Source organism: Kitasatospora sp. NPDC048298 (genome assembly GCF_043201465.1).
Lineage (GTDB): Bacteria > Actinomycetota > Actinomycetes > Streptomycetales > Streptomycetaceae > Kitasatospora.
This window is the reverse complement of sequence record NZ_JBICYZ010000072.1, coordinates 18,927-34,870: the sequence shown is the minus strand read 5'-3', so window position 1 is coordinate 34,870 and position 15,944 is coordinate 18,927. Positions and strand designations below refer to the sequence as shown.

General features: G+C 74.0%; 13 protein-coding genes. 4 read left to right on the top strand and 9 right to left on the bottom strand.

Features of this window, described 5'->3' with window-relative positions; all coding sequences use genetic code 11:
- Nucleotides 1-53: 53 nt before the first annotated feature.
- The 3 genes from ACGF0D_RS36055 to ACGF0D_RS36045 all read right to left on the bottom strand — a co-directional run bounded on the left by ACGF0D_RS36055 (nt 54) and on the right by ACGF0D_RS36045 (nt 3,740).
- Nucleotides 54-1,547, bottom strand: a complete 1,494-nt coding sequence (locus ACGF0D_RS36055; protein WP_392923599.1) for an SDR family oxidoreductase — start codon at nt 1,545-1,547, stop codon at nt 54-56.
- Between the two features lie 265 nt (nt 1,548-1,812).
- On the bottom strand, nt 1,813-2,676 hold the full coding sequence (locus ACGF0D_RS36050; RefSeq protein WP_392923626.1) for a serine hydrolase: 864 nt from the start codon (nt 2,674-2,676) through the stop codon (nt 1,813-1,815).
- Nucleotides 2,677-2,792: 116 nt separating this feature from the next.
- A complete protein-coding gene (locus ACGF0D_RS36045) occupies nt 2,793-3,740 on the bottom strand; it encodes a LysR family transcriptional regulator (protein WP_392923596.1) in 948 nt (315 codons plus the stop codon).
- Nucleotides 3,741-3,887: 147 nt separating this feature from the next.
- Here ACGF0D_RS36045 and bla point away from each other — a divergent pair, with 147 nt between their 5' ends.
- The 3 genes from bla to ACGF0D_RS36030 all read left to right on the top strand — a co-directional run bounded on the left by bla (nt 3,888) and on the right by ACGF0D_RS36030 (nt 7,066).
- Nucleotides 3,888-4,847, top strand: a complete 960-nt coding sequence (gene bla / locus ACGF0D_RS36040) for a class A beta-lactamase (protein ID WP_392923593.1) — start codon at nt 3,888-3,890, stop codon at nt 4,845-4,847.
- A 32-nt stretch (nt 4,848-4,879) separates the two neighbouring features.
- Complete coding sequence (locus ACGF0D_RS36035; protein WP_392923590.1) at nt 4,880-6,016, top strand: MBL fold metallo-hydrolase; 1,137 nt, start codon at nt 4,880-4,882, stop codon at nt 6,014-6,016.
- A gap of 204 nt (nt 6,017-6,220) precedes the next feature.
- Nucleotides 6,221-7,066: a hypothetical protein gene (locus tag ACGF0D_RS36030; protein ID WP_392923587.1), complete on the top strand. Its 846-nt coding sequence runs from the start codon at nt 6,221-6,223 to the stop codon at nt 7,064-7,066.
- A gap of 4 nt (nt 7,067-7,070) precedes the next feature.
- Here ACGF0D_RS36030 and ACGF0D_RS36025 read toward each other — a convergent pair whose 3' ends face one another.
- Entirely contained in the window at nt 7,071-7,781 is a 711-nt protein-coding gene (locus tag ACGF0D_RS36025; RefSeq protein WP_392923630.1) for a hypothetical protein, read from the bottom strand.
- Between the two features lie 181 nt (nt 7,782-7,962).
- On the opposite strand from ACGF0D_RS36025, the gene ACGF0D_RS36020 reads away from it, so the two are divergent.
- Entirely contained in the window at nt 7,963-8,463 is a 501-nt protein-coding gene (locus ACGF0D_RS36020) for an HIT family protein (RefSeq protein ID WP_392923625.1), read from the top strand.
- Nucleotides 8,464-8,523: 60 nt separating this feature from the next.
- On the opposite strand, the gene ACGF0D_RS36015 is transcribed toward ACGF0D_RS36020, so the two are convergent.
- From ACGF0D_RS36015 to ACGF0D_RS35995, 5 genes are all read right to left on the bottom strand, one after another.
- The gene (locus ACGF0D_RS36015) at nt 8,524-9,645 is read right to left on the bottom strand and encodes an NADAR family protein (RefSeq protein WP_392923585.1); all 1,122 of its coding nucleotides are present in this window, start codon (nt 9,643-9,645) and stop codon (nt 8,524-8,526) included.
- Nucleotides 9,646-9,737: 92 nt separating this feature from the next.
- Nucleotides 9,738-10,589: a HEAT repeat domain-containing protein gene (locus tag ACGF0D_RS36010; protein ID WP_392923583.1), complete on the bottom strand. Its 852-nt coding sequence runs from the start codon at nt 10,587-10,589 to the stop codon at nt 9,738-9,740.
- A gap of 229 nt (nt 10,590-10,818) precedes the next feature.
- Complete coding sequence (locus ACGF0D_RS36005) at nt 10,819-11,301, bottom strand: hypothetical protein (protein ID WP_392923581.1); 483 nt, start codon at nt 11,299-11,301, stop codon at nt 10,819-10,821.
- An 86-nt stretch (nt 11,302-11,387) separates the two neighbouring features.
- Nucleotides 11,388-12,137 (bottom strand): hypothetical protein, encoded by a 750-nt coding sequence (locus ACGF0D_RS36000; protein WP_392923578.1) that lies wholly within the window; start codon nt 12,135-12,137, stop codon nt 11,388-11,390.
- Nucleotides 12,138-12,395: 258 nt separating this feature from the next.
- Nucleotides 12,396-15,758 carry a hypothetical protein gene (locus ACGF0D_RS35995; RefSeq protein WP_392923577.1) on the bottom strand — a complete coding sequence of 1,121 codons (3,363 nt, stop codon included), beginning with the start codon at nt 15,756-15,758 and terminating at the stop codon, nt 12,396-12,398.
- Between the last annotated feature and the right edge of the window lie 186 nt (nt 15,759-15,944).

Below are 15,944 nucleotides of genomic sequence, written 5' to 3'. Positions count from 1 at the left end.
GGTGGTGGTCGGCCTCGACGGCGGACCCGGCGTGGCCGGGTGGCCTGGCGGTGTCACCGCTCCTGGCGGGCGCGTTCGGTGATGTTGCGGGCCATTCCCCCGAACACCACCGTGTGGAACGGCGCGACCGACCACCAGTAGGCGTGGCCGGCCAGGCCGTGCGGGTGGAAGAGCGCCCGCTGGCGGTAGCGCGTGCGGTGCTCACCGTCCGGTGTGACGGACAGTTCGAGCCAGGCCAGGCCGGGCAGCCGCATCTCGGCGCGCAACCGGAGCAGCCGGCCCGGCTGGATCTCCTCGACCCGCCAGAAGTCGAGGGAGTCGCCGACCCGCAGCCGGGCGGGGTCGCGCCGGCCCCGGCGCAGGCCGACGCCGCCGGCCAGCCGGTCGAGCCGGCCGCGCAGGGCCCAGGCGAGCGGGAAGGAGTACCACCCGTTGTCGCCGCCGATGCCTTCGATCACCCGCCAGACGGCGGCGGGTGACGCGGTCACGGTGCGTTCCCGGAGGTCCTGGTAGAGGCTGCCGCCGGCCCAGTCGGGGTCGGTGGGCAGCGGGTCGCTGGGGGCGCCGGGCAGGGAGGCCGAGGACCAGCGGGTGGCGACGTCGGCGTCCTTGATCCGGCGCAGGGCGAGGGCCACGGCCTGGTCGAAACCGGTCAGGCCCTCCGGCGGGTCGGGCACCCACCGGGCGATGTCGTGTTCGCCGCAGACGACCTCGTGGCGCAGGGACTCGACGAGCGGACGGGCGATGGAGTTCGGCACCGGGGTCACGAGGCCGACCCAGTGGCTGGAGAGGCGGGGGGTGAGGACCGGCACGGGGACGATGAGGCGCGGTCGCAGTCCGGCGATCCGAGCGTAGCGGTGCATCATCTGCGCGTACGTCAGGATGTCGGGGCCGCCGATGTCGAAGGTGCGGTTCACTCCGGGTGGCAGACCGGCGGCGCCGGCCAGGTAGCGCAGGACGTCCCGGACGGCGATCGGCTGGATCCGGGTGGAGACCCACCGCGGTGTGACCATCGCGGGCAGGCGTTCGGTGAGGTGGCGGAGCATCTCGAACGAGGCGCTGCCGGAGCCGATGATCACGGCCGCACGCAGTTCGGCCGTGGGCACACCGCTGCCGCGCAGGATCCGACCGACCTCGGCGCGGGACCGCAGATGGGGCGAGAGGTCCGCTTCGGGCACCCCGGCGGGGACGAGACCGCCCAGGTAGACGATCCGGGTGACGCCCGCGGCCGCGGCGGCGGCTCCGAAGGCACGGGCCGCCGCCCGGTCGGTGGCTTCGAAGGCCGGTCCGGTGCCGAGGGAGTGCACCAGGTAGTAGGCCACGTCGACGCCGTCGAAAGCCGCTGCGAGGGTCTCGGGCCGGCTCACGTCGCCGGGGGCGATGTCGACGTCCGCCCGCCACGGCTGGTCCCGCAGCCGGGCGGGGTTGCGCACCAGGCAGCGGACGCGGTGTCCCCGGGCGAGCAGCTCGGGCACCAGGCGGCCGCCGATGTAGCCGCTCGCACCGGTCACCAGGCAGTGCCTCGCTGCGGCCCGCTCTGTGTCCATCTCGACTCCTCGTCCGAAGGCCGGCCCGGCCCGCCGGGTCCTGCGGTGGACCGGAGCAGCGGGATCAGGATCACGCATCCTCGTCGGAGCCCGCGACCCGGTTGGCACCGTCGAAGCGTGCCGCGGCGGACTTCGAGGACTCGGCGGCCAAGGCCACGGCGTGGCGTGGCGTGGCCGGTCCTGGTGCCTTCCGGTGCCGGGCACGGGTGTTTCGGCGGGCCGCGGATCACCGGTGAGCCGCCCGTGCCCGGCACCACCGCCGCGGTCAGTCCGTCGCGCCGGTTGCCGCCCGTGCCCGGAGGGCATCGACGGCGAGGCGGGCGGTGGTTCCGATGGCGGCGTCGGCGGCGGGCAGCGTGATGGCGGTGGAGGCGGCGCGGGTGAAGACGGCGAGCGCGTAGCGGCCGCCGTCGGGGTACTCGACGACACCGACCTCGTGGCGCAGCGTGGGGAGGGTGCCGGTCTTGCCGTGGACGCGGACGTCGTCGTAGGGGAAGCCGGAGGCCAGGCGGTGCGGCCAGACCTGGAGGCCGAGGAGGCGTCGCAGGGCGGCGCCGTGGTCGCCGGGGCAGGCGTCGCCGTGCCAGAGGGCGGCGAGCAGGGTGGTCATGTCGCGGGGAGTGCTGTGGTTGGTGAAGGCGGGGTCGAGGACCCTGAGGCGGGCGACGACCGCGGGGTCGACCGGGGAGTCCGAGCCGGTGTCCTCGGCGAGGGCGGCGATGAGGTCGCGGAGCTTGTGGACGGCGACGGTGCGGCTCAGGCCGAGGTCGGCCATGGTGCGGTTGACGGTGTCGAGGCCGATCTCGTCCCACAGGGTGTCGGCGGCGGTGTTGTCGCTGACGGCCGCGGTGAGGTAGGCGAGGTCGCGCAGGGAGAGGCGGGCCGGGTCGAGCATGGCGCCGAGGCCGGTCCTCCCGGGGGTGCGGCCGGCTGCGGGCACGTCGACCTGCCGGGTCAGGTCGATCCGTCCGGCGGCGGCCTCGCGGTACAGCGTCACGAGCAGGCAGACCTTGTGGACGCTGGCGGTGCTGACGGCGGTGTCCGCGCCGAGGGCGATCTCGGCGCCGGTGTCGAGGTCGCGCGCGTGCAGCCAGCCGGTGACGCCCGCGTCGGCGAAGGCCGCGGCGATGCGGGTGCGCGCGGCCCGGCTGTGCGGGGTCCGGTCGGCTCGGGTCCGGTCGGCGGCCGTGCGGTCGGCTCGGGTCCGGTCGGCGGCCGTGCGGTCGGCTGCGGTGCGGTCGCTGGTCACAGCGGGAACTCCATTGCGGGCCGGGGGTAGAGCGGGCGGTTGGGCGGCTGGGGCAGCAGGCCGCCGGGTCCGGTCAGCGCCTCGTGGGCGGCCTGGGCGAACAGCCGGACGGCGGGCCCGCCCCGCCCGGCCGGCCAGGCCGTGGAGGTCCGCCAGGCCAGCGGGGTGCCGGTGAGCGGACGCCAGACCGTACCCGGTGGTGGTGTGGTGCGCGGCACCAGGGCGATGGCGCTGCCGGTCAGCACGAGCGCGCCCGCGACGTCCGGTCCCGGCGGATCGACGACGGCCTCGGGGGTGCAGCCGTGCCTGGTCAGCGTGGTGAGGACCTCGTCGTACAGGGCCGGGGCCGCGGCGCGTGGGAAGAGGACCAGGCGCAGGCCGGTCAGTTCGGCCACCGCGAGCTCCGGGCGGTCGGCGTACGGACCGCGGGCGGCGAGCAGGACACCGAGCGGCTGGTGCAGGACGGGCCCGAAGGCCAGTCCGTCGGCCGGGCAGGGGTGACGGACGACGGCGACGTCGACGGTGTGCTGGGCGAGTTCGCGCACCACGGCCGCGACCGGCAGTTCCCGCAGTTCGAGCCGGGTGCCCGGGGAGGCGGTCTCGAAGCCGGTGAGCAGCGCGGCCAGGGCGGCCGGCCCGAGTTCGGGCGGGACGGCCGCGCGCAGGGTACCGGCCCGTCCGCTGCGCAGGTCGGCGGCGGTGGCGAGGAGGCGGGCGGCGCTGTCCAGCGTCTCCTCGGCCTCGGCGAGCAGCAACCGGCCCGCCGGGGTGAGGTCGACGCCGCGCGGGCCGCGGTCGAACAGGGTCACACCGAGTTCGCGTTCGAGGCGCTGGATCCGCTGGGAGAGCGAGGGCTGGGCGATCCGCAGGCGCTCGGCGGCGCGGCCGAAGTGCCGTTCCTCGGCGACGGCGCGGAAGTGGCGGAGGTGCCCCAGCAGGTCCATGGCCAGTAATCATACGTGTTTTCTTATCGTCCGCTTCACGATTGCGGTCTTGGACTGGGAGGTCGGCGGCCTGTTTAGCTGAGCGCGACGGCGCGACCGCAACCCTGACCGCGACCGCGACCGCACGAACCAGCTGGGAGACCACCGATGACGCACGCCCTCCACCGCCCCCGCACCGCGCTGCCCGCGGTGGCCCTGCTCGTGGCCGCGCTGGTCGGCGGGTGCGGGCGGGCGGGCAGCGCCTCGACGGCGTCGGCCCCCGGCGCGACGGTGGCGAGCGCAGCGGCCCCGAGCGCGGCGATGGCGAGCGCGCCCGCGACCGGCTCGGCGGACGCCTCCTTCGCCGCACTGGAGCAGCAGTTCAGCGCCCGGCTCGGCGTGTTCGCGGTGGACACCGGCAGCGGCCGGGAGGTCATCCACCGGGCCGACGAGCGGTTCGCGTTCGCGTCCACGATCAAGTCGCTCGCCGCCGGGGCCCTGCTGCGGAAGGCGTCCGACGCGGACCTGGACAAGGTCGTCCCCTACCGCCAGGAGGACGTGCTGTCGTGGGCACCGGTCACCTCGCAGCACGTGGCGACCGGCATGAAGCTGCGCGACCTGGCCGCCGCCTCCATCCAGTACAGCGACAACACCGCGGCCAACCTCGTCATCGCCGAGCTCGGCGGCCCGGCCGCCGTCCAGCGGTCCCTGCGCGACCTGGGCGACTCGACCACCAACGTCGACCGCACCGAACCCACCCTCAACGAGGCGACCCCGGGCGACACCCGCGACACCAGCACGCCGCGCGTCCTCGCCGCCGACCTGCGCCGCTACGTGCTCGGCGACGCCCTCCCGGAGGACCGGCGCGGGCTGCTGACGGACTGGCTGGTCGGCAACACGACCGGCGGCCCGTACGTCCGCGCGGGGGTGCCCGCCGACTGGAGGATCGGCGACAAGACCGGCAACGCGGGCTACGGCACCCGCAACGACATCGCCGTGGCGTGGCCGTCGGGCGGGCGCAGCCCGATCGTGATCGTCGTCCTGTCCGACCGCGGCAAGGCGGGCGCCACCTCCGACGACGCCCTGATCGCCCAGGCGACGAAGACCGTGGTCAGCGCCCTCGGCTGACCCTCCCCGACCGACCAGGAGCCCCGACCGCGATGATCCGCCCCACCCGCCGGACCGCCACGGAAGCCGACTTCACCCGGCGCCGCCTCGCCCAGCTCGCCGTCCTCGGTCTCACCGACGAAGCCCCGCCGGCCGCCCCGCCGGGCCCGGCCTCGGCCGCCACGCCCGCTCCCCCGAAGACACCCGCGCCCGCTCCCCCGAAAGCACCGCCCGCCGCCCGCGCGCACTACGACCGCGCCCGCCGCCTCGCCGCCGACGACCCCGTGCTGCGGGCCCTGGTGACAGCGCTGACACCCGGCTCCGGTCTCCCCCCGCTGCCGCTGCCCGCGCCCGAGCCCGTCAAGCTGTTCGACAACCTCGTGCTACTGAGCGCGGGCCGGGTCTCGGCGACGGCGGTGCTGACGGACGACGGCATCGTGCTGATCGACGCACTCACCTCACCCTCCGACACCGAGGACGTGATCATCCCCGGGCTGCGGGCGGTCGGCGCCGACCCGGCGGCGATCCGGCACGTCGTCGTGACCCACGGCCACGCGGACCACTTCGGTGGCGCACAGGCCCTCGCCGACCGCTACGGCGCCCGCGTGCACATGTCCCCGGCCGACTGGGACCTGCTCACCCGTACCCGCCCCTGCGACGCCCCCGTCCGCGACCTCGACATCACGGACGGCGCCCAGCTCACCCTCGGCGGTACGACGATCGAGCTGCACCACACCCCGGGCCACACCCCCGGCACCGTCTCCCCGGTCATACCGGTCCGGGCGGGACGCCGGCACCACAGCGCGATGCTGTGGGGCGGCCTCAACCCGCCCTCCACGGTGCTGGAACTGCGCACCTACCTCGCCTCCGTCCGCTCCTTCCGGGCCGTCATGCGCCGCACGAACGTGGAGGTCGAGCTCTCCAACCACCCGAACGACCACGACCTCGAACGAGTCGAACACCTGCGGCACCAACCGCCCGGCGCCGCGAACCCCTTCCTCCTCGGCGGCCCCCGCACGCAGCGGTACACGGCCGTCATGGACGCGATGCTGCGCGGCCGCATCGCCGAAGCGGAGGCTGCGGAAGCGGCGGAAGCGGCCGGGACAGGAGCCGGCCCCCGCGTCCCCGCTCCGGGTCGGCCCGCGCGTGACGCCCGCACCGGCGTCGGGCCGTCCGTGACCGAAGCATGAGGTGTCTCGTTGTGGGGGCATGAAACTGGATGACCGGTGACCTAGCGTCCCTCTCGTGCCAGGGGCGCGGCTCGCCGTGTCCGCCGGCCGGCGGCGCGCGCCGGGGCCGCCCGCGGTACCGACGACACCGCGGCCGCCCCCGAACCCGCGGCCAAGCCGCCGGACGACCGGAGCAGGGCGTTCCTGGAGAAGGCCGCCTACGTCGTGGCCCCGGGATCGGTCGTCGTGGGCCTGCTGTACTACATCGGCAGGACCTACACGACGTCGTACTACGGCCACCTCGGCGTCCCGACGAGCGACCTGGAGCTGTCGCGTGAGAGCTACCTGACCGTCAGCCCCACCGCCCTGTTCCTCCCGCTCTGGGCGCTGCTGTGGTGCGCGCTCCTCGTCCTGGCGTTCTTCGCCCTGGTCGAACACTGGCTGGCGCGTCCGCGGGAAAAGCCGCTGCGGCAACGAGCCGCTGTCGCGTTCGGACTCGCCGGCGGCCTGCTGCTCCTCACGGGATTCCTCGTCTTCACCCAGCCACCCTGGTGGCTCGACAGCGTCCTGTCACTTCTGAAGGCCGGCTGGCCGCGCACGGTCATTCCTCCGCTGGTGGTGGCGCTCGGCGCCGCGCTGGCGCTGTTCTCGCTGCGCCTCTACCGGGCCGGCCTCCGGGAGCGGGGCAATCCGCTGGCCGGCGGGCGGATCCCGCTGCTCGCCGGCGCGGTGCTCATCGGGCTGCTGACGATGAGCCTGTTCTTCTCCCTGGCGCACTACGCGGACGAAGCCGGGGACGGCCAGGCCATTCGCGACTCGGAAGCCGGATTCGCGGGACGGGTCAGCGTCCTGATCTACTCCCGTTCCCTCATCACCCACGATGCCAGCGGCATCGACTTCAGGGACCTCGGCGATTCGGGCGGGCCGTACCGCTACCAGTACCGGGGGTTCATGCTGCTCGCCAAGTCCAGCGCCCGCTACTACCTCGTCTCGTACGACCGCCGCCAGCCCGAGGACGTGACCGTGATCCTGCGGGACGACGACGACATCCGCATCGAGACGCTCGGCTGACGCCTCAGCTCCCCGTTGCTCCGGCCGAGGGCGACGTGGCCCGGGGCGACGTAACCGGGGGCGACGCGGCCGAGGGCGACGCGGCCGAGGATGTGGTCTCGGGCGTGGGCGAGTTCCCCGAAGGTGACGGTGAAGGTGACGGTGAAGGTGCGCCCGGCTCCAGCCCCTCACCGACCAGCTCGACGCGGTAGACCGCGTCGGTCGCCGAGGTGTAGACGGTGAGTTCGGCGCTCTGCGTGCCGACGGTCGCCGGAAGGAACGCGACCGTCAGAGTGCAGGTGTCCCCGGAGTGAAGAGTCCTTCCGGTACACGGGTTGTCGACCACCGAGAAGCTTCCTGCCGCCAGATGCACGGACCCGATCGTCGTGCCGGCGGCGGAGGCGGCGACAGCGTCGGTGCCGCTTTCGGGGGTGCTGGGACGTCCGGCGAGCACCACGGGTTCGGCGGTCTGCCCGCCGAGCTGCGTGGCCGGGAGTTGCGCCTTGGTCACCGCCGGGGCGGCCTTGCTGCCGGGAAAGAGCGTGGCGATCGCGTTCGGACTCGGATTCGAGCCGGACGACGCTGTCGGCGCGGGCGTCTCCGCGGTCGACCCTGTCGACGCGGGCGTCGTGCCGGAGGACGAGCCACCGCCACACCCCGTTGCCAGCGCCAGCAGCACAACCGGCGCGGCCACCCGAACCAGCCGCCCCACACCAACATTCCGTCCGGCAGTCACGATCGCCTCCGCGTCCGCGAGAAAAAAGTCGTGGCCGAACCCTTGCGTACTGGCGCGCCAGGACGGCCTCAGCTCGCGTCCACGCCACGAGTCGTCACTCGTACGAGCGGCGAGGGGGACCCGTTCGGAGTCGCCGGGCATCGGGAGCGACCGACGGCGCGCGTGTATAGGCTGCGCTGTCATGGGTGGCGATTGGCGGGACGACAGGATCGGCAGTGCCCTGGGAGGCGTGAACCCCACTGTGCTCCGGCGGCTCGACGCCGGCTTCGCGGTGATCGGTGACGTGCAGTTCCTGCCCGGGTACTCGGTTCTCCTGGTGGACGAGCCCGATGTGCGGCGCCTGTCCGATCTTCCCCGGGGCAAGCGGATGGCCTTCCTGGCGGACATGGACCGGCTGGGTGAGGCCGTGGAGCGGGCCTGCCGGCGTCTGGACCCGGAGTTCCGGCGCGTGAACCTGGAGATCCTCGGAAACACCGACGACTTCCTCCACGCACATGTCTGGCCCCGGTTCGAGTGGGAGAGCCCGGATCTCGTCGGCCACCCGGTGTGGCGGTATCCCGCGGAGAACTGGCACGATCCCGCGAGCGCGCTCGGACCGGAGCATGACGCCCTGCGCGAGGCGATCGGCCACGAACTCGATGTGCTGTCCGCACCGGACGCCGGAGCGGCCGGCGCGGGCTGAGACACGTCGGGGAGGGGCGACCTGACGGTCGACGGAGGACAGCCTGCTCGCCCGGTCCCGTCACAGGGCCGAGATCCCGGCCCTCCGCGCGTGCAGCTCGGAACGGACGAGTTCGAGGAGACGGCCCGCCCAGTTGCGCCCTTGGCCGGCGTTGTCGCCCCAGAAGGCCGACTGCACGTCGTCGTAGATCACCGTGGCGTCGTCCGTCGCCAACAGGATCTCGGCCAGCTCGGGGTGCTGGTCGTACTTGGCCCGCAGCAGCCGTGTCATGACGGCGGTCCGGGCCTGCTCCCAGCCGTCGCGGCGGGGCGCCTCGGCCGCGAGCTTGCGCGCCGCAGTGGCGGTTTCGGCCGTCGCGATCGCGCTACGGACCTCGGGTTCGACGACCGACAGGGCCCAGTAGGCATGGGCGACGGAGGGGTAGCCGGCCCCGCCCACCGTGATCGGGGCGGGGTAGTCGTTGCGCAGGCCGAGCTTGCCGGGATCGTCCACCGGCTTGTTCGGGTACGAGTGGTAGAGCTGGACCGCCGGGGCGTGCGACGCCACCGGTCCGTCCGCGGGGACGCGCTTGGGCCGCTCGGCCCTCCAGCGGGTTCGCTCCTCGAAGTACGCGAGGGCGCTGTCGTAGTCCTTCTGCGTGACCGTTCCGTCGAACGGCAGGTAGGTCCGGGCTCCGGGCCCGGCCACCAGGATCCGCAGCGGCCGGTCCTTGCTGTCCATGTCGCCCAGCGCGTAGCGGCGCTGCGACTCCGGGACGGCCAGGAAGGCGGCCCGGGCCACGGCCCGGTTCTCCTCGGTCCGGTCGGCGAGGAACACGTCGACGGCGGCCAGGCAACGGCCGGTCGAGTCGGGCCGGCCGTTCAACTGGTCGATGGTGTCGCGGACTTCGGCGACCAGCAGGTCAGGTGTGAGCCAGCTCTCCGGCTCGCTGAACTTCCAGTGCGCCAGGTCGTGCGCGGACGCCTCCCCGCCCTCCGGGAAGGTGGTCGCCACCCAGCCGGAGCGCAGCTTCTCCTCGAACTCCTCGACGGTGACCAGTTCCCAGCAGTCGACGATCCCGTCGGCGTAGATGAAGAGGTCGGTGAGGAAGTAGTGGCCGCCGTTACGGATGAAGGCGTGCCGCCAGGTTCCGGGTATGCGGACGCCGTCCGCGATGCGATGGGTGATCCGGTTGCCGATCATCCTGGGATTGTGTCGCAGCGGCCGCCGAGGAGCCCGCGATTTTCTCCGACGCCTTCGAACGTGACTGGGCTGCGGACGAAGGACAGGAAGGCTCACGTGGTGGTCGGAAATCCCAGGACCGTGCGCGCGGCCTCACGGACGTCGTTGTCTTCGTCCCCGGCAAGCCGCTCGAGTGCGGTGCGTACCGCCGGGCCAGGCCGGTGGGCCAACGACCATGCGACCCAGAATCGGACCCAGTGGTCGGTGTCCTCGGCGCGGGTCACCAGCAGGTCGGTGACGGTCTGGTCGTGCGCCGGCCCGAGAGCCTGCACGGCGGCTCGCCGTACCTCGGGGACCGCATCACAGGCGCCAGCCATCAGAAGGACCCGGGCGCGTGGAAGGTCCCCCACGCCGAAGATGCTTCCGAGGGTGCTCATCACGTCGGCACGCACTCCCGAGTCCGGGTCGGACGCCGCATCGGCGACGAGTTCGAAGTACTTGGCCCCACCGAAGTCGGTGACGCTCAGGCCCCAGATACCTACTCGCCTCGTCCCGGGGTCACGCGAGGCGACGCAGCCGAGCAACAGATGATGCGCCGTCTCGGGCCAGGCTGAGAGCAGTCCGAGAAGGTCGAGCTGCAGGGTGTCTCGATCATCGTTGCGATCACTCACGCTCGCACGCAGCAAGGTCGGCAGGGCCGCCTCGCCGCAGGCACCTGCCAGGGCATGGGCGATCTGGTCCCGGGCGAACGAGTCGTTCGCCTCGACATAGTCGGCGAGTCGACGCTCCAGCTCAAGCCGGAGGAAAGCGGCTGCTGGCGTCCGCAGCCGCTCAACCAGAGGCTCGAACCGGCGGTGTGCACCATGCCCGCGCTCAATGCCGCCAGCCAGCCCTACGTCCAGCTCACTCAACGCACCCAGCAGCTCCGCACGCCCTGCCGCCACGGATTCGTCACTTCCTGGCATATCCGCACTCTACGCACATGTGCCGTCAGCACCGAACGGCAGGCGCAGCTTCTCGAAAGGACCAACGGGTGATCAGGCTTTCGGCAGTGCCGGTGGCGTCTCGAAGGCGCCGATCGCCGCCGCTCTGCGGAGAGGTACGGGAGAGCCGGGCACTTGGAAGGCGTACGTCGGCACCCCTTCGAGACCTCTACGACCACGGTGGCGGCCGGGTAGCCGCCAAGGACACCGCTCACGTACCTGCTTCTGCGATCCGGTGCACCATGTGGTCCTCCTGGAACCAGAGGTTCAGCAGCTGGTGCACCGCATCCGGGCTCCCGGCTTGGTCTCCGCGGCCCCAGCCCCAGCCGCCGCCCTGGGCGGGCGGTGTGCCGCCGGTCATCGCGGCCAGACGGATCAGCGCCCTCTCGGTGGCGGCCGCTTCCGGTTTCCCGAAGGCCCACATGAACACCTGCGGGTCCGCAGCGGCCGCCAGGACGGCAGAGAGCCCACAACCGGCTGAGTACCACAGGGTGTTGCCACGTCGACGCGCGTCCTTGAACTGCTCGGTCCACGTCCGTTCGTTGCTCGTTCGCCTGGCCACGTTGCCCGACTTGCCGATGTACAGCACCGGGTGCTCGACCGTCGCCGCGTCGAACCAGACGTAGATGCCCGATCCGATTACCTTGCCCGGGCTCTCCGGCCCTATCGCGGCGCGCACCATGTCGATGTTCATGTGTCCTCCCCTGCTTCACGAACGAAGCGCGCCGACTGTACCGGGTTCGCTCCGGCGCGTGGCAGCTCGGCCGGATCGCGGACGCTTCAGTCCTCTTCGTCGTATTGGGCGGCGTCCATCTCCGCTTCGAAGGCGTCCTGCTGGGCCTGTCGCATCGGGGATACGAGCAACATGATCGCGACGATACTGTGACCGGTGTTGAGGTGCTCCAGGGGAAGACGGTGCAGCACAGCGTGCCGTGAGAGGGTCTCGGGGATCGGGTTGCTCCTCTCCGGGAAGTACTGGGTGAACAGCGGCTCGATCGGCGCGAGGGCGAGCTGGGTGTCGACCATCCACGGTCGTTTGCGCAGCGGCCGGCCGGCAGCTGCGGTCAAGCCCTCGTACTTCTGCGAGCGGTCGACCTTGGCCACGGCGAACATGACGTCTTCTGCTGCCGCCAGAGCCAGGCACGCCGCTGCTTGTCGGTGTCCGTCGTCCCGGGCCGCCAGGACGTGGCGGCCGACTTCCGGACCCGTCTCGGCCCATGAGGACGTGCACTCGTCCAACAGCGTATGGCAGTGGGCGCGGATCTCGTCCTCGGCTGCTTCCAGGACGGACAGTTTGGCCGCATGGCTGGACCCGGCATCCACGAGATCGCGTAGCACCCGCGCCGGAGGCGTCCATGCCACCGGGATGCCGTGCGTGATGGCAAGGTGGTGGAGCTGCTCCGCCGTGGCCCCTGTCCCCCACCAATTCTCGTAGCGCAGCGCCGTGTAGAAGAACGGCATGTGCGCAGGTCCGTCCTTGCGCTCGTCGTAGGCATCCCAGATCAGCGCAGCGGCGTGGAGCTCTGCCATGGAGGCCGTGTTCCTGCCGGTAAGTGGTCGGTGAAAGTCACCCTCATATCCTGCCTGACCGTTCGTAGGGAGCCTCGGTGAAGCGCGTCGTTCTGACATCAGCCGTGAACGGGCCGTACGTGCCTTCACCGTGCTTCGAGGAACCGGGCCGTGGTGGTCGCCCGGCCCCGGCGGTCGAGCCGCCGGGGCCGGGGCGCCACTACTTGGGAGGAGCCCCGTCGCAGGTGGTGGCCGTACGTCGGGCGGGCCGGCCGGCGGTCACTCCCGGTGGATGACGGCCGCGAGGGCGCGCTCGCGGACGTCCGCCGAGGGGTGGCCGCGCAGTTCGCGCAGCAGGGCCCGCCATTCCCGGGGCCAGCCGAGGCGGTCCCCGAACGCCTCGGTCAGCGCCGTTGCGAACAGTCCGGCGGCCGGGTCGGTGTCGTCGCGGCGGGCGGTGTGCGCCAGCGCGTCGAATGTCCCGGGCGGCGGCAGCGGGCCGGAGGCGTGTTCCTGCAGCAGCGTCAGCGCGGTGAGCGCGGCGGCCGCCGGGCGGCCGCGGTGGGCGTCGGCGAGGGCGCCGAGCGCGTCTGCCAGTGCCTGGGGGCCGGCCGCCGGGTCCACCAGGCGGCGCAGCGCGGCCGCTCGGACGCCCGCCAGGTCGGGTTCGGCCGCGAGCAGGTCGGCGGTGCCGGCGAGCAGTGGCCGGTAGTGGTCGTCGGAGGGGAGGTCGGCGAGGTGGGTGAGCCTCCGGCGGGCCGGGAGGTCCCGGTCGTCGGCGGCGTGGAGGTCGTCCGTCCGTGTGGCGGCGGCGAGTTCGGTGAGGGTGCGGTGCAGCAGGCTGCCGGGGGCGGCGCCACCGAGCGGGTGCGGCAGGCCGGAGGCGGCGAGCGCGCGGACGGCGCCCGCGGCCTGCTGCCAGCCGCCGCGGTTCGCCGGGTCGGTGACGGCCCGTCGGGCCACGTCGGCGGTCTCCGGGGCCCAGACGGCCCACCGCGGCAGCGCGGCGAGGGCCGGTGCCGCGACCTCCGGGTCGGCCGCGGCGGCGACGGAGGCCACCAGGCGGGCGTAGCGGGCGCGGTGGGCCTCGGGCAGGTGCGCCGGGTCGGCCCGCAGGACGGCGCGGCGCACGGGCGGCGGGGCCTGTTCGGCGGCTTCGGCGAGCAGGTCCCAGACCGGTTCGGCGTCCAGCAGACCGGCCGCGAAGGCGACCGCCGCGGCGCGTACGTCGTGGTGCTGGCCCTCGACGCGGCAGGCGGCCACCAGCAGGTCTGAGGCGGTCCGCGGCGGCAGGTGCTCGGCGGCCAGCCGCACCGCCTCCTTGCGGCTGGTCACCTTGCTGCCGTGGGTTCCGGACAGCAGGGCGCCGAGTTGCTCGGCGAGCTCGTGGGGCGGGGCGAACCGGGCGGCCCGGGTGGCCGCGTACACCGCGACCCGGGCGCGGTCGCCGCCCGCGTGGGCGAGCAGGTCGCGCAGCGCGTCGGCGGGCCGGTCCGTCCAGACCAGTGCGGCGAGCGCCGCCTCGGCGAGCACCACCTCGGCGGAGTCCAGCTGGGCGCGGACGACCGCCTCGCCGTACTCGGGTATCGCGGCGGCGGCGCGGACGGCCGCGGCCCGTGCGTGCAGCGGCAGCGTCGGGTCGCCGGCCGCCGTGGCGGCGAGCCGGGCGGTGGCCCGCCACTGGCGCGGGGTCCAGCGGCTCGCCGACCAGGTGGGGGGCAGGACCGCCCGCTGCGGGCGCTTCAGGAACCTCCCGTACGGCGGTTCGGGGGCGAGGAGCGGGTCGAGGAGGTCGGTGCGCTGTTCGACCAGCACCTCGCACACCGGCGACAGGACGGCGGCGGAGGGCTCGAGTTCGAGGATCTCGGCGACCCGGGCGCCGCGGGTGCGCGGGTCGTCCAGCCACAGGCCGGCGGCCTTCGTGAACGCGGCGTCCGACCCGAACTGGAGGGCGTGCAGGAGGAGTTCCTGCAGCTCGGGGATGCCCCGGGCGCGGCGGCCGAGCGAGCGGGTCAGGGTGAACAGCAGCCAGTACTCCGCGGTGTCGGCCATGGTGTCCAGCCACGGCCGCAGGGTCGCGAACACGGAGTGTTCCTGGCCCCGCCGCAGCCGGTGCTCCAGTGGGCCGAGTTCGACCGTGCCGCTCTGCCCGGCGATCCGCCGCAGGCTCCGCAGTGCCCAGTCGACCAGTTCGGCCCCGTCGGCGAGGGCGTGCTCGCGCAGTACCTCGGCGACCAGCCGCTGCAGGGCGGCCCGGGTGGCGTACGAGCAGTCGCGGGCGTCGACCGCGTCCTGCACGGCGGCGTCGAGGTGGGGCACCGCCGCCGGGGTCAGCAACCGGGCGGGCACCTGGACCAGTGCGGTCAGCGCCGCGCAGCGCACCGGGTCCTGCTCGTTGCGCAGCCGCGGGAGCAGTGCGAGCGCGTCCTGGACGGCGGCCCGGTCGTCGGAGGCGGCCGCGTTGGCGAGCAGGCCCGTCCAGGCGGCGGCGCGGTCGTCTGCGTCCGGGCGGGACAGGGCCGCCCGCAGCTGCGGCTGGGCCTCCTCGGTGGGCAGGTAGGCCAGGACGGGGGCGATCCGGGCCCAGGGGCGGCCCTCGGCGAGGCGTGCGGCGGCCTGCCGCCGCGCCTCGGCGTGGCGGCGGGCATGCGGGAACAGCGGTAGCAGAGCGGGCAGTTCGCCCTCCCGCGGCAGGGCGCCGTCGTACACGAGGTCGAGGAACGCGTCGCGCCGGCCCGGCGGAAGGGTGCGCAGCAGGGCGACGAAGCAGCGGGGCGCGGCCAGCCAGTGGCGGCCGAGGGCGGGCAGCGAGGGCGGGTCCGCGCGCACCAGTCGGCGCAGTGTGCCGCTCGTGGGCGGTGCGGTGTACGGCCCGAGCGCGCCGCGCCGCGGGTCGGCGAGGATGCGGACGGTGCGTTCGGCGTCCGCGGCGGCCAGTGCCGGCAGGTGGTGGCGGCGCAGCGGGAGGTCCGGGCCGAACCGTTCCAGGAGGCCGAGGACCCGTTCGGGGCGGGTTCGCGCGGCCGTGCCGAGGATGTCGGCGAGCGCGGGCCACTGACCGAGCCGCAGTGTCTCGGGGCGCTCGGCGAGCACCTGCTCCAGGTGGTCGAGGACCTCGTCGGGGAAGCGTGCGGCCAGCTGTGCGAGCGGCGCGGCGTGCGCGAGGTCGGGCAGCGCCCGGGCGACGAACGCGGGGCTGCAGGCGGAGAGCAGCCGGGCGGCCTCGGCGTCGCCCCACTCGGCGCGCAGACGGCCCACCAGCCGCTCGGCGAGCCGGTGCCGGCGGCCCTGCCGCACCACCCGGGCCAGCTGCCGGCGCAGGGCGCAGGAGGCTCCGGTGAAGGCCGCCTCGATCGCCTCGTCCGGGATGCCGTGGGTGCGGGCGGCGCGCAGGGCGTACCCGCGGACCACCGGGTCGGGGTCGGTCAGCCGCTCGGCGAGGTAGCCGGTGGCGCGGCCGGCCGACGCGGCGAGCGCGGCCAGCCGCCGGCCGTACACGCCGGAGCGTTCCAGGTCGGACAGCAGCCCGGGGAGCTCGCCGTCGGAGGCGAGCTGCCGGGCCGTGCGGGCGACGAGCTCTTGGCGCTCCGCGTGGGAGAGCGGGTCGAGGTCGGCGAGGAACTGATCGGCTTCGTGCGGCATGCGGTCAGTGTGGCTGGTCGGGGCTGGTGTCTCCCAATGGATTTCCGCTTCCGTGGTCGGACGTGGCCGCGGGGCCGGTTCGCCCGGCGGCCCGGCGGCTCGACGGCTGAACTGCCCGGCGGCTCGACGGCTGAACTGCCCGGCGGCTCGACGGGAGCCGACCGGCGGCCCTTGGATAGGGTGCGG